22 protein-coding genes are annotated in these 25,454 nt (G+C 55.6%); 15 read left to right on the top strand and 7 right to left on the bottom strand.

Features of this window, described 5'->3' with window-relative positions; genetic code table 11:
• Nucleotides 1-155: 155 nt before the first annotated feature.
• Nucleotides 156-3,605: a DNA translocase FtsK 4TM domain-containing protein gene (locus DFO57_RS01520; protein WP_110015002.1), complete on the bottom strand. Its 3,450-nt coding sequence runs from the start codon at nt 3,603-3,605 to the stop codon at nt 156-158.
• A 118-nt stretch (nt 3,606-3,723) separates the two neighbouring features.
• A complete protein-coding gene (gene lrp / locus DFO57_RS01515) occupies nt 3,724-4,218 on the bottom strand; it encodes a leucine-responsive transcriptional regulator Lrp (RefSeq protein ID WP_006118610.1) in 495 nt (164 codons plus the stop codon).
• A 525-nt stretch (nt 4,219-4,743) separates the two neighbouring features.
• Here lrp and trxB point away from each other — a divergent pair.
• The 5 genes from trxB (at nt 4,744) to infA (ending at nt 10,632) form a co-directional block, all read left to right on the top strand.
• Nucleotides 4,744-5,709 (top strand): thioredoxin-disulfide reductase, encoded by a 966-nt coding sequence (trxB, locus tag DFO57_RS01510; protein WP_014606200.1) that lies wholly within the window; start codon nt 4,744-4,746, stop codon nt 5,707-5,709.
• A 136-nt stretch (nt 5,710-5,845) separates the two neighbouring features.
• The gene (cydD, locus tag DFO57_RS01505; protein WP_105083073.1) at nt 5,846-7,615 is read left to right on the top strand and encodes a cysteine/glutathione ABC transporter permease/ATP-binding protein CydD; all 1,770 of its coding nucleotides are present in this window, start codon (nt 5,846-5,848) and stop codon (nt 7,613-7,615) included.
• Nucleotides 7,615-9,345: a cysteine/glutathione ABC transporter ATP-binding protein/permease CydC gene (gene cydC / locus DFO57_RS01500; RefSeq protein WP_110015001.1), complete on the top strand. Its 1,731-nt coding sequence runs from the start codon at nt 7,615-7,617 to the stop codon at nt 9,343-9,345. Before cydD ends, cydC begins: the two co-directional genes overlap by 1 nt.
• 31 nt (nt 9,346-9,376) lie before the next feature.
• Entirely contained in the window at nt 9,377-10,069 is a 693-nt protein-coding gene (gene aat, locus DFO57_RS01495; RefSeq protein ID WP_013025223.1) for a leucyl/phenylalanyl-tRNA--protein transferase, read from the top strand.
• Nucleotides 10,070-10,413: 344 nt separating this feature from the next.
• Complete coding sequence (gene infA, locus DFO57_RS01490; protein ID WP_002211347.1) at nt 10,414-10,632, top strand: translation initiation factor IF-1; 219 nt, start codon at nt 10,414-10,416, stop codon at nt 10,630-10,632.
• Between the two features lie 92 nt (nt 10,633-10,724).
• Here infA and clpA read toward each other — a convergent pair whose 3' ends face one another.
• Both clpA and clpS read right to left on the bottom strand, forming a co-directional pair.
• Nucleotides 10,725-13,001 carry an ATP-dependent Clp protease ATP-binding subunit ClpA gene (clpA, locus tag DFO57_RS01485; RefSeq protein ID WP_013025222.1) on the bottom strand — a complete coding sequence of 759 codons (2,277 nt, stop codon included), beginning with the start codon at nt 12,999-13,001 and terminating at the stop codon, nt 10,725-10,727.
• A gap of 53 nt (nt 13,002-13,054) precedes the next feature.
• On the bottom strand, nt 13,055-13,375 hold the full coding sequence (gene clpS / locus DFO57_RS01480; RefSeq protein WP_013025221.1) for an ATP-dependent Clp protease adapter ClpS: 321 nt from the start codon (nt 13,373-13,375) through the stop codon (nt 13,055-13,057).
• A 316-nt stretch (nt 13,376-13,691) separates the two neighbouring features.
• Here clpS and cspD point away from each other — a divergent pair, with 316 nt between their 5' ends.
• Nucleotides 13,692-13,916, top strand: a complete 225-nt coding sequence (gene cspD, locus DFO57_RS01475; protein WP_006118603.1) for a cold shock-like protein CspD — start codon at nt 13,692-13,694, stop codon at nt 13,914-13,916.
• A gap of 71 nt (nt 13,917-13,987) precedes the next feature.
• Here the strand turns inward: cspD and DFO57_RS01470 are convergent, their stop codons facing one another.
• Nucleotides 13,988-15,637 carry an ATP-dependent endonuclease gene (locus tag DFO57_RS01470; RefSeq protein WP_041457557.1) on the bottom strand — a complete coding sequence of 550 codons (1,650 nt, stop codon included), beginning with the start codon at nt 15,635-15,637 and terminating at the stop codon, nt 13,988-13,990.
• 136 nt (nt 15,638-15,773) lie between these two features.
• Here DFO57_RS01470 and DFO57_RS01465 point away from each other — a divergent pair, with 136 nt between their 5' ends.
• The 3 genes from DFO57_RS01465 to ltaE all read left to right on the top strand — a co-directional run bounded on the left by DFO57_RS01465 (nt 15,774) and on the right by ltaE (nt 19,643).
• On the top strand, nt 15,774-16,673 hold the full coding sequence (locus DFO57_RS01465; RefSeq protein ID WP_024470921.1) for a lysine exporter LysO family protein: 900 nt from the start codon (nt 15,774-15,776) through the stop codon (nt 16,671-16,673).
• Nucleotides 16,674-16,796: 123 nt separating this feature from the next.
• Complete coding sequence (gene poxB / locus DFO57_RS01460) at nt 16,797-18,518, top strand: ubiquinone-dependent pyruvate dehydrogenase (RefSeq protein ID WP_110015000.1); 1,722 nt, start codon at nt 16,797-16,799, stop codon at nt 18,516-18,518.
• A gap of 63 nt (nt 18,519-18,581) precedes the next feature.
• Complete coding sequence (gene ltaE / locus DFO57_RS01455; RefSeq protein WP_233255844.1) at nt 18,582-19,643, top strand: low-specificity L-threonine aldolase; 1,062 nt, start codon at nt 18,582-18,584, stop codon at nt 19,641-19,643.
• 23 nt (nt 19,644-19,666) lie between these two features.
• Here ltaE and DFO57_RS01450 read toward each other — a convergent pair whose 3' ends face one another.
• Both DFO57_RS01450 and DFO57_RS01445 read right to left on the bottom strand, forming a co-directional pair.
• Entirely contained in the window at nt 19,667-20,491 is an 825-nt protein-coding gene (locus DFO57_RS01450; RefSeq protein ID WP_110014998.1) for an N-acetylmuramoyl-L-alanine amidase, read from the bottom strand.
• Nucleotides 20,488-20,808 carry a heavy metal-binding domain-containing protein gene (locus tag DFO57_RS01445; RefSeq protein WP_013025214.1) on the bottom strand — a complete coding sequence of 107 codons (321 nt, stop codon included), beginning with the start codon at nt 20,806-20,808 and terminating at the stop codon, nt 20,488-20,490. Before DFO57_RS01445 ends, DFO57_RS01450 begins: the two co-directional genes overlap by 4 nt.
• A gap of 105 nt (nt 20,809-20,913) precedes the next feature.
• Between DFO57_RS01445 and DFO57_RS01440 the strand changes: the two genes are divergently transcribed.
• The 6 genes from DFO57_RS01440 (at nt 20,914) to artJ (DFO57_RS01415) (ending at nt 25,396) form a co-directional block, all read left to right on the top strand.
• The gene (locus DFO57_RS01440) at nt 20,914-21,453 is read left to right on the top strand and encodes a lipoprotein (RefSeq protein WP_014593303.1); all 540 of its coding nucleotides are present in this window, start codon (nt 20,914-20,916) and stop codon (nt 21,451-21,453) included.
• A gap of 222 nt (nt 21,454-21,675) precedes the next feature.
• A complete protein-coding gene (artP, locus tag DFO57_RS01435; protein WP_014606209.1) occupies nt 21,676-22,404 on the top strand; it encodes an arginine ABC transporter ATP-binding protein ArtP in 729 nt (242 codons plus the stop codon).
• Nucleotides 22,405-22,419: 15 nt separating this feature from the next.
• Nucleotides 22,420-23,151 (top strand): arginine ABC transporter substrate-binding protein, encoded by a 732-nt coding sequence (gene artJ, locus DFO57_RS01430; RefSeq protein ID WP_014606210.1) that lies wholly within the window; start codon nt 22,420-22,422, stop codon nt 23,149-23,151.
• Nucleotides 23,152-23,157: 6 nt separating this feature from the next.
• On the top strand, nt 23,158-23,874 hold the full coding sequence (gene artQ, locus DFO57_RS01425; protein WP_110014997.1) for an arginine ABC transporter permease ArtQ: 717 nt from the start codon (nt 23,158-23,160) through the stop codon (nt 23,872-23,874).
• Nucleotides 23,874-24,542: an arginine ABC transporter permease ArtM gene (gene artM / locus DFO57_RS01420; RefSeq protein ID WP_013025209.1), complete on the top strand. Its 669-nt coding sequence runs from the start codon at nt 23,874-23,876 to the stop codon at nt 24,540-24,542. Before artQ ends, artM begins: the two co-directional genes overlap by 1 nt.
• A gap of 122 nt (nt 24,543-24,664) precedes the next feature.
• Nucleotides 24,665-25,396 carry an arginine ABC transporter substrate-binding protein gene (gene artJ / locus DFO57_RS01415; RefSeq protein WP_015700668.1) on the top strand — a complete coding sequence of 244 codons (732 nt, stop codon included), beginning with the start codon at nt 24,665-24,667 and terminating at the stop codon, nt 25,394-25,396.
• The last annotated feature ends 58 nt before the right edge of the window (nt 25,397-25,454 follow it).

The raw sequence follows: 25,454 nt of genomic DNA, 5'->3' as shown, positions 1-25,454 counted from the left end.
CCGTTGATAACGCTACTAAGCCTGGTCGCTGTCCTGCGTTTAATACAGGAGAAAAAACCGAAAGCCTAATCAACTATGGGGGTAAACGGCTAAAAAACAATGAGCCAGCAAGAACTGGCTCATTGATTTATGTTTCAAAGCTTATCGTTCAGGCTCTACATATCGTGAGGAGGCGGTGACAGCACTTCGCGGTTACCGTTATGTCCCGGTGCCGAAACGATGCCCTGGGCTTCCATCTGCTCAATGATGCGCGCGGCGCGGTTATAGCCAATACGGAACTGACGCTGAACGCCTGAAATCGAGGCGCGGCGCTTGTCCACCACGAAACCCACCGCCTGATCGAACAACGGATCCAGTTCTTCATCGCTGTCGATGCCGCCCGCACCTTCGCTCTCTTCGCCCGCTGTAATGCTTTCAATGTATTGCGGACGTCCACGCGCTTTCCAGTCCTGGACCACCGCATGCACTTCCTGATCGCGTACAAAGGCACCGTGAACACGAACCGGCATGGAGGAGTTTGGCGGCATATAGAGCATGTCACCCATGCCCAGCAACGACTCCGCGCCGCCCTGGTCGAGGATGGTGCGCGAGTCAATTTTGCTCGACACGGTAAAGGCGATACGGGTTGGAATGTTGGCCTTGATCAGGCCGGTAATCACATCCACCGAGGGACGCTGGGTGGCCAGCACCAGGTGGATACCGGCCGCACGTGCTTTCTGCGCCAGGCGGGCAATCAGCTCTTCCACTTTTTTACCCACGGCCATCATCAGGTCGGCGAACTCATCCACCATCACCACAATGTAAGGCAGTTTTTCCAGCACCGGCGGCGTCATGTCCATACTGTCGCCCGGTTTCCAGAACGGATCGGGGATTGGACGACCCATCGCCTCAGCCTGCTCAACTTTCTCGTTGTAGCCCGCAAGATTACGCACGCCAAGTGCCGACATCAGTTTATAGCGGCGCTCCATCTCACCAACGCTCCAGCGCAGCGCATTCGCCGCATCTTTCATATCGGTGACGACTTCGGTGAGTAGATGCGGAATGCCTTCATAGACCGACAGCTCAAGCATTTTCGGGTCGATCATAATAAAGCGCACTTCTTCCGGCGTGGCTTTATACAACATGCTGAGAATCATGGCGTTCACACCGACTGACTTACCCGAACCGGTGGTACCCGCTACCAGTAAGTGTGGCATCTTCGCCAAATCGGCCACTACCGGCTGACCAGCAATGTCTTTACCCAGTACCACGGCCAGAGGTGAAGGATTGTCACGGAATTTTGGACAATCCAGCACTTCACGTAAGTAAACGGTCTGACGGTGCTTATTCGGTAATTCCAGTCCGACATAGGGCTTACCCGGAATCACTTCAACAACGCGCACCGCCGTGGTGGACAGTGAACGGGCCAGATCGCGCGACAGGTTAGAAATACGCGCGGCTTTCACGCCCGGCGCCAGATCCAGTTCAAAGCGAGTAATGACCGGGCCGGGAGAGATGCCGACGACCTCGGCCTTAACACGATAATCGCCGAGGCGTGATTCAACCAGGCGCGCCGTCTGCTCAAGGGCAAACATGTCAACCGGCTCTTCTTCTGCAGGCGGTGCGGTTAACAGATCCAGAGAAGGCAACGGCGTAGAGGGTTTTTCCAGCGGCTGTTCATGACGCATCAGGAAAGGATGAATCAGGCTGTCATGCAACGACGGCTTCGCCTCTTCCACAGGTTCGGGCTGCTCGACAGGTGCCGCGAAGGTATCCGACGCAACGTTCTGCGTCGGCATGCTTCTCTGCGCGGCCGCATGCGTCGGCGCAGCCTGTACTTGCTGCCACGGCTCATGTTTTGCAGCGACCTCATCCGTTTCCGGCGTTGCCGCAATGGTGAACAGCGGCTCAACCGGGCCGTCGTCAACCAGATCTTTCATCGGTGAGAAATCAAAGGCCGCAGACGTGTCCAGGTTGAATACCGGCGCATTGTTGGCAGGTTCGGTCTCATAACGCTGTTGCTGCTGCTCGGCGAACTGACGGGCCAGGGATGCCTGCTCTAGAGCCTGTTCATCGTCTTCACTCTGTTCATCCTGTTGCCAGCTCTCGCCATAACGCTGTTGCTGCTCAGACTGAAACGCCTGACGTAACTCAGCCTGTTGCAGGGCATCCTGCTCCTCCGCTGACCAGTCTGGATTATGCGGCTGATCGGAAGCCTGTGGAGCCGCCGGGGCTTCAGACAGTCTGGCTTTCTCTTCTGCCATGCGCTGGGAAGGAAGTTTAATTCCGTAAGACGCCAATTCGCGTCGGGTCGGTAATTTAACCGGGTTTGGCCGCGGTAACGCCGGACCTATCCCCTGCTTCACCTGTGGATTCGCCTGATTTTCAGGCACCGGTTCAAACAGCGGCGACATCGAGGCCGCGGCTTTGCCTGCCGCGCCTGCCGTTACCGCACTGCTCAGGGTTGCGGCAGAGGCTGCCTCGCGCCAGTTGCCCATCTTCGGCGCATCATCCTCATAGGCCGTAAAGGGTGCTGAGGATGCGGGTGTTTCATCCGGCATTTCAAACCGGTACAGAGGCGGTTCACTGACCGGTTTATCCTGCGGAACAGGATCACGCGGTGCAAAATGACGCTCTGGAGCAGGATGAGGTACAGCCGCTTCCTGGGCGGGCGCGGCGACAGTATTCACGGGCGCAACCGCAGGCTGGGCTGCAGATGGGGCTGACGGCGGCACGGTAGCCGTGGTAAAGGTTGACGCCACGCTGGCTGCAGCAGGTTGCTGGACGGGTGCCACCGGCATTTCAGCAGCGTCGGTGGTTGCCGCGACGGCAGCGCGGGTCGCTGTTGCCGCCTTAGCCAGCAGCGGATCGTGCTCGTCCAGATCGGGCTGCGCCTTACGGGGCGCAGAAAGCAGAACGTCATCGTCGTCATGGGGCTGCGCGTGAAGAACAGGCACATCATCTTCATGATGTTCGCCCTCGTCCTCTTCCTGCCAGGGTTCGTCGTGACGTGAACGGTTGCTGGCAAATGTCAGCACGCCCATGACCACGCCACCGATTCGTTCTGCAATGGTCAACCACGACCAACCGGTATACAGCGTAATGCCCGCTGCCCAGATGCAAAGCAGAGTGAGGGTGCCACCAGCAGGACTAAACCAGGGTGAGATCGCATTGCTGACGAGGCTGCCGATCACGCCGCCAGAAGCAAAGTACCAGATGTCGTCAGCATTCAGTGCAGCCATGCCGCAGGTCGTCACGACCAGGGCCAGTACGCCAATTAAGCGCAAACCTACGGCGAAATAGTCGAAGTAGTCCTGATTATCGCGCTGGCGAAAGGCTATCCAGCACAATCCAAGGATCACCGGTGGAATGGCGTAAGCCATCACGCCAAAGATGAACAACAGCGTGTCAGCCAGCCATGCCCCTACCGTACCGCCGATATTATGGATAGGCTCGTGCCAGGCCGTCTGCGACCAGCTCGGGTCGGAAGGATTAAAACTGACCAGGGAAACCATCAGGTAGACGGCAAACAACGCCACCAGAATGAGCAACGCTTCCAGCAGACGGCGTCCACTGCTCAGCGACTGTAACGAAACGTCTTTATCTTCTGTGTATTCCTGGCTCAAGAGAACTCTCCAGGTGCCTGTAAAGTAAGAAACAACAGCGTCGGGCTCACCCGACGCTGGTCCTGTATGTATTCACAGGAGTGTACCGAAATTTCACAGGCTTTGCACCTGCCACGCATCAGCGCGTTTTGATCACCAGACGGTTACTCTGTTTGACCTCTTCCATCACCACGTAAGTACGCGTGTCGTTTACACCCGGCAGGCGCAGCAGGGTTTCCCCCAGCAGCTTGCGGTAGGCGGACATATCGGGCACGCGTGTTTTCAGCAGGTAGTCGAAATCACCAGAAACCAGGTGACACTCTTGAGTTTCCTCAAGTTTTTGCACAGCGGCGTTAAATTGCTCAAACACATCTGGTGCGCCACGATTCAGAGTAATCTCAACGAATACCAGTAATGAGGCGTCCAGGTAGTGAGGGTTAAGTTGCGCAGTATAACCAAGGATGAATCCCTGGCGTTCAAGACGACGTACACGCTCAAGACAAGGTGTAGGCGATAATCCTACACGTTTGGAAAGTTCCACGTTTGAGATACGACCGTCTTTCTGCAATTCATTCAGAATATTTCTGTCGATCCTGTCGAGGTCTTTACCGGGGCGTTTCTTATTATCTACCATTATTATTGTCTCTCTTAATTCCTTCCCTTTACCTGCCATCCCCTGAAAACGCTCATTGTTCGGGGCATTTTTTGAAGTGAAATAACGGCGTCTCAGTGCGGTCGCACCTATGTGTATGACGCATGTTGTCTGTCCACATCATGCGTCATGACTCATATCAGACGACAAAATTCGTTCGGCACATTGCCCAAAACCCGGCGGCAAAACCCGTTTTGTTCCGAAGATGTCATTCGCTTCTCACACTGTTTTCGCAAATGCGCAGGCGATTGTCAAAGTAAAATGTCTAAATTCAGGACAAGATGCCAGACACATCGCTGGGTCCCTGTTTTTAAATGAGTATTTTCGGGCGATAAGGTGCAACAACGTGAATTTTTGCCCCCTTTTGGCGCAAACCGCAGGCAAAAAGTGCAATCATCGTCTACGCCGTTTGCAGTAATCGTTAACAAACGCGCGCAAGTGTTGTCAATGACACGGCTTATTCCCTACAATCGCAGGCTATGTCAGGCGAATGAAACTGAGGAACGCATGAGTACGGCTAAACACAGTAAGTTGCTCATTCTGGGCTCTGGTCCAGCAGGTTATACCGCAGCCGTTTATGCTGCACGCGCGAATCTGAATCCGGTGTTGATTACCGGTCTGGAAAAAGGCGGACAGCTGACGACCACGACGGAAGTGGAAAACTGGCCGGGCGACCCGCACGATCTGACAGGTCCATCGTTAATGGAACGCATGCATGAGCATGCCGAGAAATTTAACACTGAGATCATTTTTGACCACATCCATTCCGTGGATCTGCAGAATCGTCCGTTCCGTTTAACCGGTGACAGCGGCGAATACACCGCAGATGCCCTGATTATTGCCACAGGTGCATCGGCACGCTACCTCGGCCTGCCGTCAGAAGACGCGTTTAAAGGCAAAGGCGTTTCGGCCTGCGCTACCTGTGATGGTTTCTTTTACCGTAATCAGAAAGTCGCCGTGATCGGGGGCGGTAATACGGCGGTAGAAGAAGCACTTTATCTGGCCAATATCGCCGCTGAAGTGCATTTAATTCACCGTCGCGACAGCTTCCGCGCCGAGAAAATTTTGATCGATCGCCTGATGGAAAAAGTCAGCAACGGCAACATTGTGCTGCATACCCACCGTACGCTGGAAGAAGTGGTTGGCGATCAGATGGGCGTGACCGGACTGACGCTGCGTTCAACGCTGGACGACAAAACCGAGTCGCTGGAAGTCGCTGGCCTGTTTGTGGCGATTGGCCACAGCCCAAACACAGCGATTTTCGACGGCCAGTTAGCGCTGGAAAATGGCTATATCAAGGTTCAGTCTGGCCTGCACGGCAATGCAACCCAGACCAGCATTCCGGGTGTGTTTGCTGCAGGTGATGTGATGGACCATATCTATCGCCAGGCCATTACCTCTGCGGGCACCGGCTGCATGGCTGCTCTGGATGCAGAACGTTATCTTGATGGTCTGGTTAAGAACGATAAGTAAGTTGTTAATAACCTGATCTTAATTGTTTGAGGCGACTGTTTTTCAGTCGCCTTTTTTATTATCACCATGCTAAATTCATGCGCCAGGCGGGAGGGGCTCGCCTCTTTTCCTTTGTCTTCGCCACTGTGGGTTTCGCATGAACAAATCGCGGCAGCAGCACCTTACCCGTTGGCTTCGTCAACAGCGGCATCATGCCGGTCCCTGGTTACGGCTCGCCTCACTGTCGGGTTCCGCCAGTGCGTTGCTGATTATCCTGCAGGCCTGGCTGCTGGCGTCGTTGCTTCAGGCGTTGATTGTGGCGCATCAATCGCCCCCGTCGCTTCTTTCACAGTTTATGTTACTGCTGCTGTGCTTCGTGCTGCGGGCGATGCTGAACTATGCGCGCGAGCAGGCAGGATTCCGTGCCGGACAGGCTATTCGCCAGGCGCTGCGCAAACAGATTCTGGACCGTTTATCCGCGCTGGGCCCCGCCTGGATTCAGGGCAAACCGGCCGGCAGTTGGGCAACCTTGCTGCTGGAACAGACAGAAGATATGCAGGCGTACTATGCGCGCTACCTGCCGCAGATGACGCTGGCGACCGTCATCCCCTGCGCCATTTTGATTGCGCTGTTTCCTTTAAACTGGGCCGCCGGATTGATTCTGCTGGCTACGGCACCGTTGATTCCGCTGTTTATGGCGCTGGTGGGCATGGGCGCGGCCGATGCCAATCGGCGCAATTTTCTGGCCCTGGCGCGCCTGAGTGGTGACTTTCTTGATCGCCTGCGCGGCCGGGAGACGCTGAGGCTGTTTCATCGGGCCGAAGCAGAAAAACAGGCCATTGCCGCCACCACGACGGACTTTCGTCAACGCACCATGGACGTCTTACGGCTGGCTTTTCTCTCCTCCTCCGTTCTGGAGTTTTTTGCGTCATTAGCTATTGCTGTGGTCGCGGTTTATTTTGGTTTTTCCTACCTGGGTGAGTTGCACTTTGGCGATTATGGCAAGGGCGTTACGCTGTTTGCTGGTTTTCTGGTGTTGATTCTGGCCCCGGAATTCTTTCAGCCTTTGCGCGATCTCGGCACCTTCTACCATGCTAAAGCGCAGGCCATCGGCGGCGCCGATGCCATTGAGCGCTTTATGCAGGCGACGCCACAGTCAGAAGCGCGCAACGGCACTATCCCGTTTGCCGCCGCCGCACCGCTGGAGCTGGTTGCTGACAACCTGATGGTCTGCGCGCCCGGCGGTAAAATCCTGTGTGGTCCTTTACATTTCACTCTGCGCTCGGGCGGACGCATCGCGCTGGTCGGTAAAAGCGGCGCAGGCAAAACTGCGCTGTTGAATGCGCTGCTGGGGTTTTTACCTTATCAGGGCTCGCTTAAAGCCAATGGGATTGAGTTACGCGATTTGGTTCAACGCGACTGGCATCGGCATGTTGCCTGGGTCGGACAAAATCCCCAGTTACCGGCAGAAACCTTACGTGAAAATATCCTGATGGGCGCGCCCCTCGACGCCGCACGTCTGGATGCCTTAATCGCGGCTTGTGGCATCCACGAGTTTCTCTCACGACTGCCTGACGGGTTGAATACCGCACCGGGCGATGCCAGCAGCGCGCTGTCCGTTGGTCAGGCACAGCGCATTGCGGTTGCGCGGGCGCTGTACAAACCGGCTCAGCTATTGCTCCTTGATGAGCCTGCAGCCAGCCTGGATGCGCTGAGTGAACATCATGTCATGCAGGCACTTCATCAGGCCGCGCGACAGCAAACCACCCTGATGATTACGCATCAGATCGATTCGCTGCGCGACTGGGATGAAATCTGGCTCATGGAGGCGGGAAAACTGGTACAGCAAGGCAGTTGGCAGGCACTGACGGCCCAGCCCGGCCCTTTCCGTGCACTGCTGCAACATCGTCAACAGGAGTGCATCTGATGTCTGCTCTGCGTCCTTTTCTGCGGCTGTGGCTGCGTCATCCCTTCCGGCTGGCGCTGGGGATTATACTGGCGATAGTTACGTTGCTGGCCAGTATTGGCCTACTCACCCTCTCTGGCTGGTTTCTGGCGGCATCGTCCGTTGTTGGCGTCGCGGGCCTGTACAGTTTTAACTATATGCTCCCGGCCGCCGGCGTGCGTGGCGCGGCCATTATACGTACCGCGGCACGTTACTTCGAACGGCTGGTCACGCACGATGCCACGTTCCGGGTGCTGCAGCATTTGCGCGTTTTCACCTTCAGCCGATTGATTTCACTGGCACCGGGTCAGCTTGCGGCCTTTCGCCAGGCGGATCTGTTAAACCGTTTTGTTGGGGATGTGGATACGCTGGATCACCTCTACCTGCGGGTAATATCGCCGCTGCTGGGCGCATTTATCGTTATTGTGGTGGTGACAGCCGGTTTAAGCCTGATTGATCCGCAGCTGGCACTCCTGCTGGGCGGTACCCTGCTTGCCCTGCTCTGTCTTTTTCCTCCCCTGTTTTACCACCTGGGCGCCCCGGCGGGCGTGGCGATAACCCGGCAGCGTTCGCACTGGCGCGTGCAGTTAATGCACTGGCTGGCGGGCCAGGCTGAACTGACGTTGTACGGTAACGCCTCCGCCTGGCGCGCGCGGCTGGACAGCAGCGAACAACAGTGGCAGAACGCGCAGCGCCAGCAGGCACGTTTAGAGGCACTGGCGCAGAGTCTGTTGCTGATGTGCAGCGGTATCACGGTGACCGCCTTGCTCTGGCTCAGCGCCGACAGCATTGCGCAGCAGCATCTTCCCGGTCCCTTTATTGCGCTGGTGGTGTTTTGTGCCCTGGCCGCTTTTGAAGCGCTGGCCCCGGTCGCGGGTGCCTTTCTGCCCCTGTCTCAGGTGATCACCGCCGCCCAGCGCGTCAATGAGATCATCGAGCAAACGCCGGCGATCGTTTTCCCCTCCGCAGCCGCTGTCCCGCCCGGCGCGCTCAGCATGAGCGTGCAGGCGCTTGAATTCAGCTATCCCGGTCGGCCGGAAAACGTGTTAAACCAGTTTTCCCTGCACATTAAGGCGGGTGAACATGTCGCGCTACTCGGGCCTACCGGCTGCGGAAAATCCACCCTACTTGGCCTCCTGACGCGCGCCTGGGATGTTGAGCATGGCGAGATAGCGCTGAACAACGTCCCGCTTGCCGAGTGGGATGAAGCGCAACTCCGTCAGCGCATCAGCGTTGTCACCCAGCGCGTTCATCTTTTCAGCCAGACCCTGCGTGATAATTTATTGCTGGCCTGCCCCGATGCCAGTGATGAAACCCTTACCGTGGCATTAATGCAGACCGGCCTGCAGAGTCTGCTGGATAATGAAGAAGGATTAAATGCCTGGCTGGGCGAAGGCGGCCGGCCGCTGTCGGGTGGCGAACTGCGACGCCTGGCGATTGCCCGTGCGCTGCTGCACAACGGCGACCTGTGGTTGCTGGATGAGCCGACGGAAGGGCTGGATGCCGCGACCGAGCAGCATATTCTGTCCCTGTTGCAGCAGCTGACAGCGGGCAAGACCGTGATTATGGTTACCCATCGTCTGACCGGACTGGCGCAGATGGATAAAATTTACGTTATGGACGGCGGGAAGATCATTGAGCAGGGAAATCATTCCGAATTAGTCGCAAAAGGTGGACGTTACTGGCGTTTCCAGCAACGCTTTGCGTTATAGTTTTGTAAAAGCTGATGGATAACTTAACGCGATGAGACTGGTTCAACTGTCACGGGAATCGTTGCTGTTTCCTCCTCCAGAAACGGCGCTGCGTGAGCCCAATGGCCTGCTGGCTATGGGCGGTGATCTCTCGCCTGCGCGCCTGCTCAACGCCTATCAGCAGGGGATTTTTCCCTGGTTTTCCCCTGGCGATCCGATTCTGTGGTGGTCACCCGACCCTCGCGCGGTGTTACTCCCAGACCGTTTTCACCTCAGCCGCAGTATGAAGCGCTTCCACCAGCAATCACCTTATCGGGTTACGATGAATGAAGCCTTTTCCGACGTGGTCGAAGGCTGTGCGGCCGGTCGGGAAGAAGGGACATGGATTACTTTTGAAGTCAAACGCGCATGGCTGAAGCTTTATGAGCTTGGTCATGCCCATTCCATTGAAGTCTGGCGCGAGCAAGACCTGGTGGGCGGCATGTATGGTCTGGCGCTGGGCCAGATATTTTGTGGCGAATCCATGTTCAGCCTGCAGACCAACGCCTCGAAAACCGCACTTTGGGTTTTCTGTCAGCATTTTATTAAGCACAAAGGACGCCTGGTGGATTGCCAGATACTGAATCCCCATACGGCTTCACTCGGCGCGGTCGATATTCCCCGCGAAGCTTACCTGGATGCGGTAAAAAACCTGTCCTCGCAGCCCGTGGACAGCGGCTGCTGGCGGAATCAAACCCTTTTTTAATCCGCGCGCAGATGTTTTGCACACATAAACCCGGTTAAGTGATATAATAGCGGCGTTTGGTATGTCGTCCGCGCTTGATTTTCAAGCCGGAATTGCCAGGCTGGGAATCTCATCGCACTCTCGGAACTGTTTCAATCGTGCGCGTGTTACCGGTTGATTCAGATTCTTAGCCCGCTAATCCCCCGCAGACGTCACATAAACACCCGAATTTAACCGACATGCTCGCGTTATAACGCGAAGCACGGCGATGCGTTGGCTTTATTGCCGACGGTTCTTTACATAACTTGTTGAATTGGGCATTATCTTGCCGGTTCAACTGAAAGGTAGTACACCCAGAGGATTCGATGGCCAAAGAAGACAATATTGAAATGCAAGGTACCGTACTGGATACGTTACCTAACACCATGTTCCGCGTAGAACTTGAGAACGGACACGTGGTTACCGCTCATATCTCCGGTAAAATGCGTAAAAACTACATCCGCATCCTGACGGGCGACAAAGTGACTGTCGAGCTGACCCCGTACGACCTGAGCAAAGGCCGCATTGTCTTCCGTAGTCGCTGAGTTGCGTTGATGCCGTTGCCTGCGCCTCGTGTGCGGGCAAACAAAAAAAGGCCGGATATTATCCGGCCTTTTCTCTTTCTGTCATACCGCGCTTAGTGCACGGTGCCTTCCGTTTTACGTTTTTGCGCACTCAGGAAGTGATAGGTCAGTTGCCCCTTCTCTTTATCCAGCGCAACAGAGACCGATCCACCGTCAACCAGCGAACCAAACAGCAGTTCGTTCGCCAGCGGTTTCTTCAGGCTCTCCTGAACGGTACGCGCCATCGGACGAGCGCCCATCGCTTTGTCATAGCCCTTCTCTGCCAGCCAGTCACGCGCTTCGTCACTGACCTCCAGTGAAACACCTTTCGCATCCAGCTGTGCCTGCAGTTCAACAATAAACTTGTCGACGACCTGATGGATAACGTCCGTTGACAGGTGGCTGAACCAGATAATGTTGTCCAGGCGGTTACGGAATTCAGGGGTAAAGATTTTCTTAATCTCTTCCATGGCATCCGTACTGTTGTCCTGATGGATCAGGCCAATCGATTTACGCTCGGTTTCACGCACGCCGGCGTTGGTGGTCATCACCAGCACCACGTTACGGAAGTCGGCCTTGCGGCCGTTGTTATCGGTCAGCATACCGTTGTCCATCACCTGCAGAAGCAGGTTGAACACATCCGGGTGCGCTTTCTCAATCTCATCCAGCAGCACAACGGCGTGAGGATGCTTGATTACCGCATCGGTCAGCAGGCCGCCCTGATCGAAACCCACATAGCCCGGAGGCGCACCGATCAAACGACTGACGGTATGGCGCTCCATGTACTCAGACATGTCGAAGCGCAGCAGCTCAATTCCCAGCGCTTTCGCCAGCTGAACGGTAACTTCGGTTTTACCGACGCCCGTTGGGCCAGCAAACAGGAACGATCCCACCGGCTTGCGATCCTGCCCCAGCCCTGCACGGCTCATCTTGATGGCTTCGGTCAGCGCTTCAATGGCGTTATCCTGACCAAACACCAGCATTTTCAGACGGTCGCCCAGGTTCTTGAGCGTATCGCGATCGGTTGCTGAGACGCTCTGCTCTGGAATACGGGCAATACGCGCCACCACGGTTTCGATATCAGCCACGTTAACGGTTTTCTTACGTTTGCTCGCGGGCATCAGACGCGCACGGGCACCGGCCTCATCGATCACGTCGATGGCTTTATCCGGCAGATGGCGATCGTTAATGTATTTCACCGCCAGCTCAACGGCCGCACGCACGGCTTTGGCCGTATAGCGAACGTCATGGTGCGCTTCGTATTTGGTTTTCAGGCCGTTAAGAATCTGCACCGTTTCTTCCACCGACGGCTCGGTGATATCGATTTTCTGGAAACGACGCGCCAGCGCACGATCTTTTTCAAAGATGTTGCTGAATTCCTGATAGGTGGTAGAGCCCATCACGCGGATCTTACCGCTGGAGAGCAGCGGTTTGATCAGGTTTGCCGCATCGACCTGCCCACCCGATGCCGCACCCGCACCGATAATGGTATGAATCTCGTCAATAAACAGGATGCTGCTGTTATCCTGCTCCAGCTGTTTTAACAGCGCTTTGAAACGTTTCTCAAAGTCACCCCGGTATTTGGTGCCCGCCAGCAACGAGCCGATATCGAGAGAGTAAATCGTGCAGTCTTTCATCACTTCAGGCACGTCACCCTGCACAATGCGCCAGGCTAAGCCTTCCGCAATGGCGGTTTTCCCGACGCCGGATTCACCCACCAGCAGGGGATTATTTTTACGGCGACGACACAGGACCTGAATAGTTCGTTCCAGCTCTTTGTCGCGACCGATCAGCGGGTCAATTCCGCCGACGCGAGCAAGCTGATTGAGATTGGTGGTGAAGTTTTCCATACGTTCCTCCCCGCCTGCTTGCTCTTCGTTAACCGGATTTTCAGCACCAGGTGCCTGGCCGGGTTCGTCTTTACGCGTGCCATGAGAGATGAAATTCACCACATCAAGGCGGCTGACTTCGTGTTTGCGCAGCAGATAAGCCGCCTGCGACTCTTGCTCGCTAAAGATGGCAACCAGCACGTTAGCGCCGGTAACTTCACTGCGTCCGGATGACTGAACATGGAAAACCGCACGCTGCAATACACGCTGGAAACTGAGCGTAGGTTGTGTGTCACGCTCTTCTTCGCTGGCTGGCAGCACAGGCGTGGTCTGTTCAATGAAGGCTTCGAGTTCCTGCCTTAGAGCCACAATGTCCACCGTACAGGCTTCCAGTGCCTCTCTGGCCGACGGGTTACTGAGCAACGCCAGTAACAGATGCTCGACGGTCATAAACTCATGACGGTGCTCACGCGCTCTGGCGAAAGCCATGTTTAAACTGAGTTCCAGTTCTTGATTGAGCATTAGGCACCTCCTCCAGTTAATCGCTCTGACCTGCTTCCTGTATGGAGAGAGGCTCAGGCTTTTTCAAGCGTACACAGCAACGGATGATGATTGTCCCGCGCGTAATTATTCACCTGCGCCGCTTTGGTCTCAGCGACCTCTGCGGTAAATACACCACAGATTGCTTTACCGTGGTAGTGAACTTTCAGCATCAGTTGCGTTGCACGTTCAATATCATAAGAAAAGAACTTTTGCAGAACGTCAATAACAAATTCCATAGGTGTATAATCGTCATTATTCAGAATGACTTTATACATGGAAGGCGGCTTTAACCCTTCGCGTACTTTATCGTCAGCTAATTGTTCAAAATTTAGCCAGTCATTTGTGTTTGCCATAGTGTTCCGTTGTGATTCTGTACATCGTCATAAACCCGGTTCATCTGTAGAGTTTAACACGTGTGTCAAGTGCACAGTCGCTAATGAATCATTCCGCTAAAAATGCCACACGCGACCTGTATCACAAAATTTCAAATAGCGTTAACTACCTCAAATTTTGATGATTTTTTCCCCGCCTTGCCCGGTGGTTTGCTTGACGACCACGCCAGTTTCTCTACATTCTACCTTCACAAGCTGATTGAGTTTTAATCAAACCCGACTCACGGCTTCAGTGACCTCACCTACTTATAAAATGTCTTGCGAGGGAAGTAAAAGCATGGAGACAGGTACCGTTAAATGGTTCAATAACGCCAAAGGTTTCGGCTTTATCTGTCCAATCGGGGGCGGAGAAGATATCTTCGCACACTACTCAACGATACAGATGGATGGTTACAGAACGCTAAAGGCGGGCCAGCAGGTCCATTTTGACGTTCATCAGGGCCCTAAGGGCAACCATGCCAGTCTGATAGTACCCGTTGAAGCGCAACAGGCTGTCGCCTGAGATCACCCCAACGTTGGACCGCTCCGTTGAAAATGCCAGCCTGCCGTGCTGGCATTTTTACTTGCGAATCGCTAACCCGCTTTACCCTGCGCCAGTCTGATAACGCGTGCAAACATGTCCCGCAGGCGTTCCGGTATGGCCTCGGTGCCGCGTTCAGCTGCCGCCATCGCGACCATAATGGCCAGTTCAGGTTTAGATGCACGATGAATCGCTTTGGTAATAATACGCCTGGGTTTCATCGGCACGTTTAACGGCAGGTGCGCTGCTTGTTGATAAATATCGCTAAAGCCATTCTGATAAAGGAAGTGCTCTATATCCGCCGCCGGTAGCGCCGTTAAGTGATGCTTCTCAACGTCAGGCGGCAGGAGCTGACTGCGCGCCGTGGCCGCGTATTTTTTCCCTGCCATATCGCCGTCAGTCAGCACATGCCAGGCAATGCCCATACGCCGGGCAAATTTCAACAGCGGTTTTAATCCTGACTGGGCGAACTCAATCACTTTTATGCCTTCCGCGGCAAAGTGAAAGCCGCATTGTCGCGCCATCTCGTTAATGATCCAGACTTCGGTTTCGCCTTCAACCAGGAGCCAGCAGCGGGCAAACAGGGCCGAAGGCCGGTTAACTTTAATGTGGAAGCCGATTCGCCGGCTCTCTTCAGCACTCAGCCCTTCGGGACCGACGCGCCATGCGGCCACGCGCGCGGGCTCGCGAACCAGCCGGCAAACATGCTCGATCGCGACCTGAGAAAGCAGCTCTCCGGAATTGGTTGTCGCGATCTTCTGCAGCGGCAGCAGCGTCAGCAGATTCCACGCCACGGACAGCATAATGGGATGCAGGCGGGTCTCCGGATCCTCAATCAGCAGCAGCGGCCGTGCGCCCGGCGCCAGAGGTTCGCTTCCCCGTGCCTGCACCAGCAGGGTAAACATGCGCAACAAAATAAGCTGACGGCTGCGAACGTCGGTGGCGGCAATCAGATGATTGAGCTGATCCAGCGAATGCCAGCCCCGGGCACCTTCACGTGACTGCGGCTCAACGCGGTGCGGCTCGCTGCCCCGCTCAGGATGCTGGATCAGGAAATAGTGTTCTACGAGCTGCTGCATCGTCTGCAATCCTTGCCGTAGCATGGCATTACTCATCTGCTGCGGGTGCTGCTCCAGATCTCGCGTGAGGGTATCCAGCTCTTTCGCCAGTTGGTTTAAGGTAGAGAGGCGGGCATCAATACCGCTCTCAACCGGTCGGATGCGGCGGCTGAAGCGGGCATCGCGCAGCCGTAATACCGGGTTCATGCGCAGCAGGTAATCTATCGCCGCCGCGCTTCCCGCTTCCGGTAATACCTGCCCATTCCCGTCGATAAAGCGGCGCGTCGAGGTAATCTGATCGTCACGCCGTCTGGCCTGCACGCTATAGCTCAGGCGGCGCTTTCCCTGCTCGCCGGGTTGCCAGAATGGCTGCAGCAGCTCGCTGGTGTCCGCTTCGTCATCCGCAAAGTGGAAAACAACCGACAACCGATGCACCCGATCCTTAACCTCACCCGGCGTAAAATGAAAATCATCAAGGGAGAACGCATAGTCGCGCGTGCGGGGAGAGAGCAGCAGGCTGAGCGCGTCGAGCAGGCTGGATTTCCCCCAGGCGTTTTCACCAATCAACAGGTTGATGCGCGTCAGCGGTAAAGAGAGTTGATTGATGCCGCGGAATCCCCGGATATCGATATGTTCCAGAATCATAGCGTTTTTATCCTCTTTGCTTTCCGAAGAATGGAGCGGCTTCATCAGGGGGTCAAGAGACTTTATGACAAAGGTTTACTCCCCTACGCTTTTTCGCTAGCGTGTCGTGACTTTCGACATGGACGAACCTTTCATTATGTATTCCGGACTCTTAATTATTCTTCTGCCTCTGCTGGCAGGCTGGCTGTTACCGCTTCGGCACGTTGCGTTCCTGAAGGCCGTAAACCGGCTGCTGGGTTGGATGGTCTACGTCATCCTGTTTTTTATGGGCATCAGCCTGGCCTTTCTCGATAATCTCAGCAGCAATCTGGTGACGGTGTTTTATACCGCCGCCGTGGCAACGGCTTGCATTCTACTGTGTAACCTGCTGGCGCTACGCTGGCTGGAACATCGCCTGCCCTGGCAGCACAGTCACAAACAACAAAAGCTGCCCTCACGTTTGCATATGGCGCTGGAATCGCTGACGTTATGCGGCGTGGTGATCGCCGGCTTTGTGCTGGGCCTGACCCAGTGGCCCTGGCTGCATCATGCGTCAGCCGCCAGTGAATATGCATTACTCTTTTTGCTTCTGCTGGTGGGGATTCAGCTGCGCGGCAGTGGGATGACGCTGCGGCAGATTGTGTTAAACCGCCGTGGCATGATGGTGGCGGGCGCGGTGCTGTTGAGCGCGCTGTTGGGCGGAATGATCGCGGCGCTGATACTGGGGCTGCCGCTGAAAACCGGTCTGGCCTTAGCCAGCGGCTTCGGCTGGTACTCGCTTTCGGGGATTCTGATGACGGAAGCCTTTGGTCCGGTGATCGGCAGCGCGGCATTCTTTAACGATCTGTTGCGAGAGCTTATCGCCATCATGCTGGTGCCCGCGCTGATTGCCCGCCACCGCAGCACAGCGCTGGGCTTATGCGGCGCCACCTCGATGGATTTTACCTTACCGGTATTGCAACGGGCGGGCGGTTCAGAAATCGTTCCGGCTGCGATTGTGCACGGTTTTGTCATGAGCCTGCTTGCGCCGGTCTTAATCGCGCTGTTCTCTGCCTGATGGCTGAATTCAACTTTTGATGCAATTTTTTACGGTTAAGTTGAATCAGCGTCGTCTACGCTTCTTGTGAGCTGTTTGATTCTGCTATCCGGTGGATGGCGACGGATGACCAAGGAGAAGAAGATGAAACAAACCGTAGCGGCGCTGGTGGCCAAAACGCTGGAAAACGCCGGTGTAAAACGTATTTGGGGCGTCACGGGTGACTCATTAAACGGCCTGAGCGACAGCCTGAACCGAATGGGCACCATTGAGTGGATGCCCACCCGCCATGAAGAAGTGGCCGCCTTTTCTGCTGGTGCAGAAGCGCATGTCAGTGGGGAACTGGCAGTATGTGCGGGTTCATGCGGACCCGGTAACCTGCACTTGATTAACGGCCTTTTTGACTGCCATCGCAACCGCGTGCCGGTCCTGGCGATTGCGGCCCATATTCCTTCCAGCGAAATCGGCAGTGGTTACTTTCAGGAAACCCATCCTCAGGAGCTGTTCCGCGAATGCAGCCACTACTGTGAGCTGGTATCGAACCCCGAGCAGTTGCCGCAGGTGCTGGGCATTGCGATGCGTAAAGCCATCCTGAATCGTGGCGTATCGGTGGTTGTCCTGCCGGGCGATGTCGCGCTGCAGGCCGCACCGGAATCCGCCCGCGCTGACTGGTATCCACCGCAGTTGCCGCTGGTGCTGCCGTCCGCCGATGAGCTGACCACCCTGGCGCAAACCCTGAACGACGCGAAAAATATTACGCTGATGTGCGGCAGCGGCTGCGCAGGCGCGCACCGGGAAGTCGTGGAGCTGGCGGCAACGCTGAAAGCGCCGGTGGTCCATGCCCTGCGCGGCAAAGAGCACATTGAATACGATAACCCGTACGATGTGGGCATGACCGGACTGATCGGTTTTTCCTCGGGCTATCATGCCATGATGAATGCCGACACCCTGGTCCTGCTTGGCACCCAGTTCCCCTATCGCGCCTTCTACCCGGAAAAAGCGAAAATTATTCAACTCGACATTAATCCGGGCAGTCTGGGCTCGCACTGCCATGTAGATCAGGCTTATATCGGCGATGTCAAAACCACGCTGCGCGCGCTGCTGCCAAAGCTGCAGGTCAAAACCGAGCAGCGTCACCTGGACAGCGCACTGAAGCATTATGCCGAGGCGCGTAAAGATCTGGATTCGCTGGCAACAGCCAATGATAACCAGCCGATTCATCCGCAATATGTGGCCCAGCAAATCAGTCAACTTGCCGACGACGACGCGATCTTTACCTGCGACGTGGGCACGCCAACCGTCTGGGCGGCTCGCTACCTGAAAATGAACGGCCAGCGTCGTCTGCTTGGCTCCTTTAACCACGGTTCAATGGCGAACGCGATGCCGCAGGCCATGGGCGCGCAATCACTCAACCGTGACCGTCAGGTCGTGGCGCTATGCGGCGACGGCGGATTCAGTATGCTGATGGGCGATTTCCTGACCGTCGCCCAGTTGAAGTTGCCGGTAAAACTGGTGATTTTTAACAACAGCTCGCTGGGCTTTGTTGCCATGGAGATGAAGGCCGGCGGTTATCTCACCGACGGCACCGATCTGCACAATCCTGATTTTGCCGCCATTGCTCAGGCCTGTGGTGTTAAAGGCATTCGCGTTGAGAAAGCCTCTGAACTGAATGGCGCGCTGGAACAGGCCTTTGCCCATGATGGCCCAGTCCTGGTCGATGTGATTACCGCAAAAGAAGAACTGGCGATGCCGCCGGAAATTAAGCTGGAACAGGCCAAAGGCTTTAGCCTCTACATGCTACGCGCCGTTATTAACGGCCGCGGTGATGAAGTGCTTGAACTGGCAAAAACCAACTGGCTGCGGTAAAACAGACGGATGTTACAGGCGGGTTCTCCGCCCGCCTGGCATTTTGCTGCCCAGGAGCACAATGTGATTGATCTACGCAGTGATACCGTGACCCGTCCCAGTGCCGCCATGCTACAGGCGATGATGGCTGCTGAAACCGGGGATGATGTTTATCGAGACGATCCTACCGTTAACGCACTGGAAGCCGAAGCGGCGAGGCTAAGTGGTAAAGCCGCTGCGCTGTTTCTGCCCACTGGCACCCAGGCCAATCTGGTGGCGTTGCTGAGCCACTGTCAGCGTGGTGAAGAGTACATTGTGGGCCAGCAGGCGCATAACTATAAGTACGAAGCAGGCGGCGCGGCGGTACTGGGGAGCATCCAACCCCAGCCGATTCTGGCGGCGGCCGACGGCAGCCTGCCGCTGGATGTGGTGGCCGACTTCATCAAACCTGACGATATTCATTTCGCCCCGACCCGGCTCCTGAGCCTGGAGAATACCCATCATGGCAAAGTCCTGCCCGCGGGCTATCTGGAGCAGGCGTGGCATTTTACCCGCAAGCATAAGCTGGCGCTGCACATTGACGGCGCACGTATTTTTAATGCCGTCGTGGCGCAGCAAACCACGCTAGAAAACCTTGCCCGTTATTGCGATACCTTAACCATCTGCTTGTCAAAAGGACTGGGCGCGCCCGTGGGTTCACTGCTCTGCGGCGATACAGATTATATTGAACGCGCGCGTCGCTGGCGCAAGATGACTGGCGGCGGTATGCGTCAGGCGGGGGTGCTGGCAGCGGCGGGGCTGTATGCGTTGCAACACAACGTCGCACGGTTACAGACCGATCACGAGAATGCGGCCTGGCTAGGAGAGGCGCTGCAGAAGATCGGCATTGAGGTCACGGAGCAGCAGACGAATATGCTGTTTGTGCGCGTCCCGGCAGACCAGGTTGACACGCTGGGTCAGTGGATGAGATCCCATGATGTGCTGATGAGCGTGGGTCCCGTGACCCGAATCGTCACCCATCTGGATGCTGAGCGCCCGGCGCTGGAAAAGGTGCTGTCGCACTGGCGAGCGTTTTTGGCACAGCATCGTTCCGGAGCTCCCGTCACGCCGTCTTCCCTTGCCGCGTCACCTTACGCGAGTCGCTAGATGTTGAGCGCGGTAACCACCGGTTATTGCGCTTCCCCGTATTTTTCCAGCAGCGCCTCTGCTATCGCCAGGGTTTCAGCATCCGCTAAACCCTGATAATTCGCTGGGCGGAAATGCATCTGAAACGCCGCAATCAAATTCCGTTGCTGGTTCGCGCTCATTCCTTCCGTGACCTCATAGCCGTAGCGCTGAAGGCGATCAAGCACTGTGGCAACCGGTACGGCGGCATCTCGATGCTGCCCGGCTAAGTAAAAAGCGACGCGCTGCGGATCGGGCCAGGCGCCAATGCCCTGCTCAGCCAGCTCCCGCCACGGGAACCGCGGGCCAGGATCCTGTTTACGCTGAGGGGCGATATCGCTGTGGCCCACGATATTTTCCGGCGCGATACCATATCGGCGGGCGATATCCTTGATGAGCGCGCCGAGCACACGGATTTGTTCGGGAGGAAAAGGCTGCCATTCCAGGCCGGTCAGGGTACGGCGATAGCCGTTGTTCACCAGCTCAATGCCGACTGACGTATCGTTGATACGGGTTGCGCCGCGCCAGAAGCTCGGCCCGGCATGCCAGGCCAGATCCTGCTCCGGTACCAGTTGCCAGATAATGCCCTGCCCCTTGCGCTGCGGCGGCTGGCGAGGAATAAGATAATGGACGCTGACGTCACGATCGGTCAACGTGGCCAGGGAAGAGGAAAAGTCTTCTGCGGTATAGTGAATCACCACCACTTTTACGCGCGGTCGCGCGCCCTGAGCGGGATGACGCAGATCGACCCAATAGCCCGGTCGTGATTCTATGCCCGACTGGCAGCCCACCAGCACCCAGAGCGCCAACAGCAGCAGAATACGTTTCAACGAATCACAACCGCCGTGCCGGTCACGCTCACCATCAGCATGCTGCTGTCTTTACCCACGGTTTCGTAATCGATATCAATGCCGACGACCGCATTGGCACCCAGCGCGCTGGCCTGCTCTTCCAGCTCTTTAAAGGCAATCTCTCGCGCTTTGCGCAGTTCCTTTTCATACGCGCCCGAGCGGCCACCGACAATATCGCGAATGCCGGCGAAAAAATCGCGGAAGATGTTGGCACCGAGAATGGCTTCCCCGGTGACCACGCCACAGTAATCCGTAATACTGTGTCCTTCCAGGGTTGGCGTCGTCGAAAATTTCATCGTTTTCTCCTGTTACGTAAACCGGCCAAAGGCTCTTTCACCTAAAAGCAGAACTATACTCTATGTTAAAAAGGCACCTTGCCAGAGAACAATAAGGAAATCGAGATGAGAAACAAAGGTTTTGCGCTTTTGCTCCCGGCCGCGCTACTGCTGAGTGCCTGTACGACAGTAGAGCCGGTAATTAAGGATAACGGCCCACGACTCGCCCCTTGCGTTGAAGGCGGCCCCGACACCGTGGCACAAAAGTTCTACGATATGCGGATCGCACATCCCACCGCCGGTCTGCCTGACACCACCACGCTGGCAAACTATCGTCCTTACCTGAGCGAAGGTCTCTATCACGCCCTTCAGGAAGCAAGCCAAAGCCAGAACGCAACACAATGGCACAGCGGCGATCTGTTCTCCAGCCTGGCACAGGGGCCAACTCAGGCTGATGTTGCTGATGCGTCGACCATTCCAAACCGGGATGCCCGCAATATCCCGCTGCGGGTAAACATGAGCCGTGACGATAAGCAGTGGCAGGATGAAGTGTTGATGATCCATCAGGGCAGTTGCTGGGTGGTGGACGATGTCCGCTACGTCGCAGACGTGCCTCACCCGGCAGGCGGTTCTCTGAGCCAGATGCTTGAAAAGGCGAAAAAATAAATAACCTTTACCTCCACGTCTGAACGCGCGGGCTTAACCGCCGGACGCGTTCAGACGGCATTCAGCCTGCCTTTCCAGAAATGCCCGCCGTTCGCCTCACAACATCTTGTGCTAATCTTTTGGGTGTTTACCGCTTATTCGTAAATTTTAAGCCACCTTAATTGCATAACTATTTTGGTGACGTTAAAATCCGCAAAACTAATAGCTATTCAAAATTGGCGCATGAGTATTCAACTAAACGCGATTAACTGTTTCTACGGTGCTCATCAGGCGCTGTTTGACATTAACCTGGAATGTCCGCAAGGCGAAACCCTGGTGCTGCTTGGCCCAAGCGGTGCAGGGAAAAGCTCGCTGTTGCGTGTGCTGAATCTGCTTGAGCACCCGCGCTCTGGTCAGTTGCACATTGCAGGTCACGATTTCGACTTCAGCAAAACGCCTTCGACGGCAGCAATACGCGAGCTGCGCCAAAACGTAGGCATGGTTTTTCAGCAGTACAATCTCTGGCCCCATCTGACGGTACTGCAAAACCTGATGGAAGCGCCCTGCCGTGTACTGGGCTTAAGCAAAGCCGATGCCCGGGCCCGAGCCGACAAGCTGCTCGATCGTCTGCGTCTCACCAGCTACAGCGACCGCTTTCCCCTGCACCTCTCTGGCGGACAGCAGCAACGTGTTGCGATTGCCCGCGCGCTGATGATGGAGCCGCAGATCCTGTTATTTGATGAACCGACCGCCGCGCTCGACCCCGAAATCACCGCACAGATTGTCAGTATCATTCGCGAACTGGCCCAGACCCAGATTACCCAGGTGATCGTGACCCATGAGGTGGAAGTGGCGCGTAAAACGGCCAGCCGTGTGGTGTACATGGAAAACGGTCATATTGTGGAACAGGGCGATGCCAGCCGCTTTACACAGCCGCAAACCGAGGCGTTTGCACATTATCTTTCGCACTAAGTCAGGATGCTAAAAATGAAAAAAGTCGTACTTGCTGCACTGCTTGCCGGATTAAGTCTGAGCGCTTCCGCTGCCGAAACCATTCGTATTGCTACTGAGGCTTCCTATCCTCCTTTTGAATTTGTTGATGCGAATAACAAAATTCAGGGCTTTGATGTCGATCTGGCTAATGCGCTGTGTAAAGAGATGGATGCGACCTGTACATTCACCAACCAGGCCTTTGACAGCCTGATCCCCAGCCTGAAATTCCGCCGCTTTGATGCGGTGATGGCAGGCATGGACATCACCCCTGAACGTGAAAAGCAGGTCCTGTTCAGCAAACCTTACTATGACAACTCGGCGATCTTCGTTGCGCAGAAAGGCAAAGTGGCGAGCGTTGAGGCGCTGAAAGGCAAGCGCGTCGGGGTGCAGAATGGCACCACGCATCAAAAATACCTGACGGACAAGCACGCGGATATTACCGTGGTGCCTTACGACAGCTACCAGAATGCGGTACTGGATCTGAAAAATGGCCGCATCGATGCCGTCTTTGGTGACAGCGCCGTGGTCAACGAGTGGCTGAAGCAGAACGCTAACCTGGCCCCGGTGGGTGAGAAAGTAACGGATAAAGCGTATTTCGGTACCGGTCTGGGCATTGCTGTGCGTCAGGGAAATACCGAGCTGCAAAGCAAATTCAACACGGCACTGGACAAAATCAAAGCCGATGGCACCTACAAAACCATCTACAGCAAATGGTTCCAGCAGTAATTTCTGATGAATGAAATAATCCCGCTTGCAAGCGCCGCCGGCATGACCGTCGGCCTTGCTGTTTGTGCCCTCATCGCTGGCCTGGTGCTGGCGATGATCTTTGCCGGCTGGGAGTCACTGCGACTGAAACCGCTGGCGTGGATCGGAACCACGCTCGTCACGCTGATTCGCGGCCTGCCGGAAATCCTGGTCGTGCTGTTTATCTACTTCGGCACATCACAGCTGCTGCTGACCTTATCCGACGGCTTTACGCTGAACTTCGGCCTGTTTACGCTGCCGGTTCAGATGCACATTGAAAACTTTGACGTTAGCCCGTTCCTCTGTGGTGTTATTGCTCTGGCCATGCTTTATGCGGCCTATGCTTCGCAAACCCTGCGCGGCGCGCTGAAAGCCGTCCCGATTGGACAGTGGGAATCCGGCCAGGCGCTCGGCATGAAAAAGTCAGCGATTTTTTTCCGTCTGATTATGCCGCAAATGTGGCGCCATGCCTTGCCAGGCCTGGGAAACCAGTGGCTGGTTTTGCTAAAGGATACGGCGCTGGTGTCGCTGATTAGCGTTAACGATCTTATGTTGCAGACGAAAAGTATCGCGACCCGCACCCAGGAGCCTTTCACCTGGTTTTTAGTGGCGGCGGCCATTTATCTGGCGATCACGCTTTTCAGTCAGGCCGTACTGCGCCGAATTGAACTGCGCACCACGCGTTTTGAGCGGGGGAACAGCTGATGCTGAGCTATCTACCCGAACTGCTTAAAGGGCTTAACACCAGCCTGAGCCTGACCGCGGCCTCGCTCGTAACCGCGCTGCTGCTGTCGCTGCTCTTTACCATTGTACTGGCCTTGAAAACCCCGCTGTTTTCTCCGCTGGTAAAAGGCTTTATTACCCTGTTTACCGGCACGCCGCTGCTGGTGCAGATCTTCCTGATCTACTACGGGCCGGGCCAGTTTCCCAGCCTGCAAACGCTGCCCTGGTTATGGCATCTGTTATCACAGCCCTGGCTCTGCGCCATGCTGGCCCTGTCGCTTAACAGCGCGGCCTACACGACTCAGCTGTTTTACGGCGCCGTTCGTGCCATTCCCGCTGGTCAGTGGCAGTCCTGTGAAGCCCTGGGCATGACGCCCCGGCAAACCCTGCGTATTTTGCTGCCTTATGCGTTTAAGCGCGCCCTGTCTTCTTACTCCAACGAAGTGGTGCTGGTGTTTAAGGGCACATCCCTGGCGTTTACCATTACGCTGATGGAGGTCATGGGCCATGGTCAACTGCTGTATGGCCGGACCTATGATGTCACGGTCTACGCGGCTGCCGGGCTGATTTACCTCTGTGTCAACGGGCTGCTCACCATTATGATGCGCCTGATCGAGAAACGCGCCCTGGCGTTCGAACGGCGAAATTAACCCGCAGGCAGGGCAACCTGCCTGATTAATTTTATAATCATATTTATTGCATAAAAATTCATTTACTGGCATCGTGTGGCGCATTCGCTTGCTGTGTTATTGATGGCTAACGGGAGCCTGTAATGAAAAAATGGATGATTGCCGCTGCACTGGTAAGCCTGGCCGTAAGCGCTCAGGCTGCTGAGAAAATTCGCTTCGCGACCTCTGCCACCTACCCACCTTTCGAATCGCTGAACAGCGATAATCAGATTGTCGGTTTCGATATCGATCTGGCGAAAGCGCTGTGCGAACAGATGAAAGCGGAATGCTCGTTTACCAACACGGCCTTTGACAGCCTGATCCCCTCACTTAAGTTCCGCCGCTATGACGCCGTGATTGCCGGTATGGATATCACCGCTGAACGCAGTAAGCAGGTTGACTTCACTCAGCCCTATTACGCGAACTCCGCCATTGTGATTGCGCCTAAAGGGAAATTTACCGCTATTGATGCGCTGAAAGGCAAACGTATTGGCGTTGAGAACGGTACAACGCACCAGAAATATCTGCAGGACAAGCATCCGGAAATCAACGTCGTCGCGTATGACAGCTATCAGAATGCGATTCTGGACATGAAAAACGGACGTCTTGACGGCGTATTTGGCGACAGCGCAGTTGTCAATCAGTGGTTAAAAACCAACAACGATCTGGCCAGCGTCGGTGAACACGTTACGGACCCGGCGTACTTTGGTACCGGCCTGGGGATTGCGGTGCGCAAAGGTAACGCCCCACTGCGGGATAAATTTAATCAGGCGCTGGCGGCCCTGAAAGCCAACGGCAGCTGGCAGAAAATCAATCAGAAATGGTTCCCTGAATAACGCTCATGGGCCAGCGGCGTATCTGCTGATCGGTTCTGCACTCTTCTCCGTTCAGCAG

Origin of the sequence: Pantoea sp. AG702, from assembly GCF_003182295.1 — a bacterium.
Taxonomy (GTDB): Bacteria; Pseudomonadota; Gammaproteobacteria; order Enterobacterales; family Enterobacteriaceae; genus Pantoea; species Pantoea ananatis.
Note: the sequence above shows the minus strand (reverse complement) of the source record. Positions and strands in the feature narration are given on the sequence as shown.

Bases quoted from the DNA above. Each gene is read 5' to 3' on its own strand.
- cydD (WP_105083073.1), top strand. From the start codon at position 5,846: ATGAACAAATCGCGGCAGCAGCACCTTACCCGTTGGCTTCGTCAACAG.
- cydC (WP_110015001.1), top strand. From the start codon at position 7,615: ATGTCTGCTCTGCGTCCTTTTCTGCGGCTGTGGCTGCGTCATCCCTTC.
- cspD (WP_006118603.1), top strand. From the start codon at position 13,692: ATGGAGACAGGTACCGTTAAATGGTTCAATAACGCCAAAGGTTTCGGC.
- artM (WP_013025209.1), top strand. From the start codon at position 23,874: ATGCTGAGCTATCTACCCGAACTGCTTAAAGGGCTTAACACCAGCCTG.
- clpS (WP_013025221.1), bottom strand. From the start codon at position 13,375: ATGGCAAACACAAATGACTGGCTAAATTTTGAACAATTAGCTGACGAT.
- artJ (WP_015700668.1), top strand. From the start codon at position 24,665: ATGAAAAAATGGATGATTGCCGCTGCACTGGTAAGCCTGGCCGTAAGC.
- artP (WP_014606209.1), top strand. From the start codon at position 21,676: ATGAGTATTCAACTAAACGCGATTAACTGTTTCTACGGTGCTCATCAG.
- poxB (WP_110015000.1), top strand. From the start codon at position 16,797: ATGAAACAAACCGTAGCGGCGCTGGTGGCCAAAACGCTGGAAAACGCC.
- DFO57_RS01465 (WP_024470921.1), top strand. From the start codon at position 15,774: ATGTATTCCGGACTCTTAATTATTCTTCTGCCTCTGCTGGCAGGCTGG.
- aat (WP_013025223.1), top strand. From the start codon at position 9,377: ATGAGACTGGTTCAACTGTCACGGGAATCGTTGCTGTTTCCTCCTCCA.
- artQ (WP_110014997.1), top strand. From the start codon at position 23,158: ATGAATGAAATAATCCCGCTTGCAAGCGCCGCCGGCATGACCGTCGGC.
- trxB (WP_014606200.1), top strand. From the start codon at position 4,744: ATGAGTACGGCTAAACACAGTAAGTTGCTCATTCTGGGCTCTGGTCCA.
- infA (WP_002211347.1), top strand. From the start codon at position 10,414: ATGGCCAAAGAAGACAATATTGAAATGCAAGGTACCGTACTGGATACG.
- lrp (WP_006118610.1), bottom strand. From the start codon at position 4,218: ATGGTAGATAATAAGAAACGCCCCGGTAAAGACCTCGACAGGATCGAC.
- DFO57_RS01440 (WP_014593303.1), top strand. From the start codon at position 20,914: ATGAGAAACAAAGGTTTTGCGCTTTTGCTCCCGGCCGCGCTACTGCTG.
- DFO57_RS01445 (WP_013025214.1), bottom strand. From the start codon at position 20,808: ATGAAATTTTCGACGACGCCAACCCTGGAAGGACACAGTATTACGGAT.
- artJ (WP_014606210.1), top strand. From the start codon at position 22,420: ATGAAAAAAGTCGTACTTGCTGCACTGCTTGCCGGATTAAGTCTGAGC.
- clpA (WP_013025222.1), bottom strand. From the start codon at position 13,001: ATGCTCAATCAAGAACTGGAACTCAGTTTAAACATGGCTTTCGCCAGA.
- DFO57_RS01470 (WP_041457557.1), bottom strand. From the start codon at position 15,637: ATGATTCTGGAACATATCGATATCCGGGGATTCCGCGGCATCAATCAA.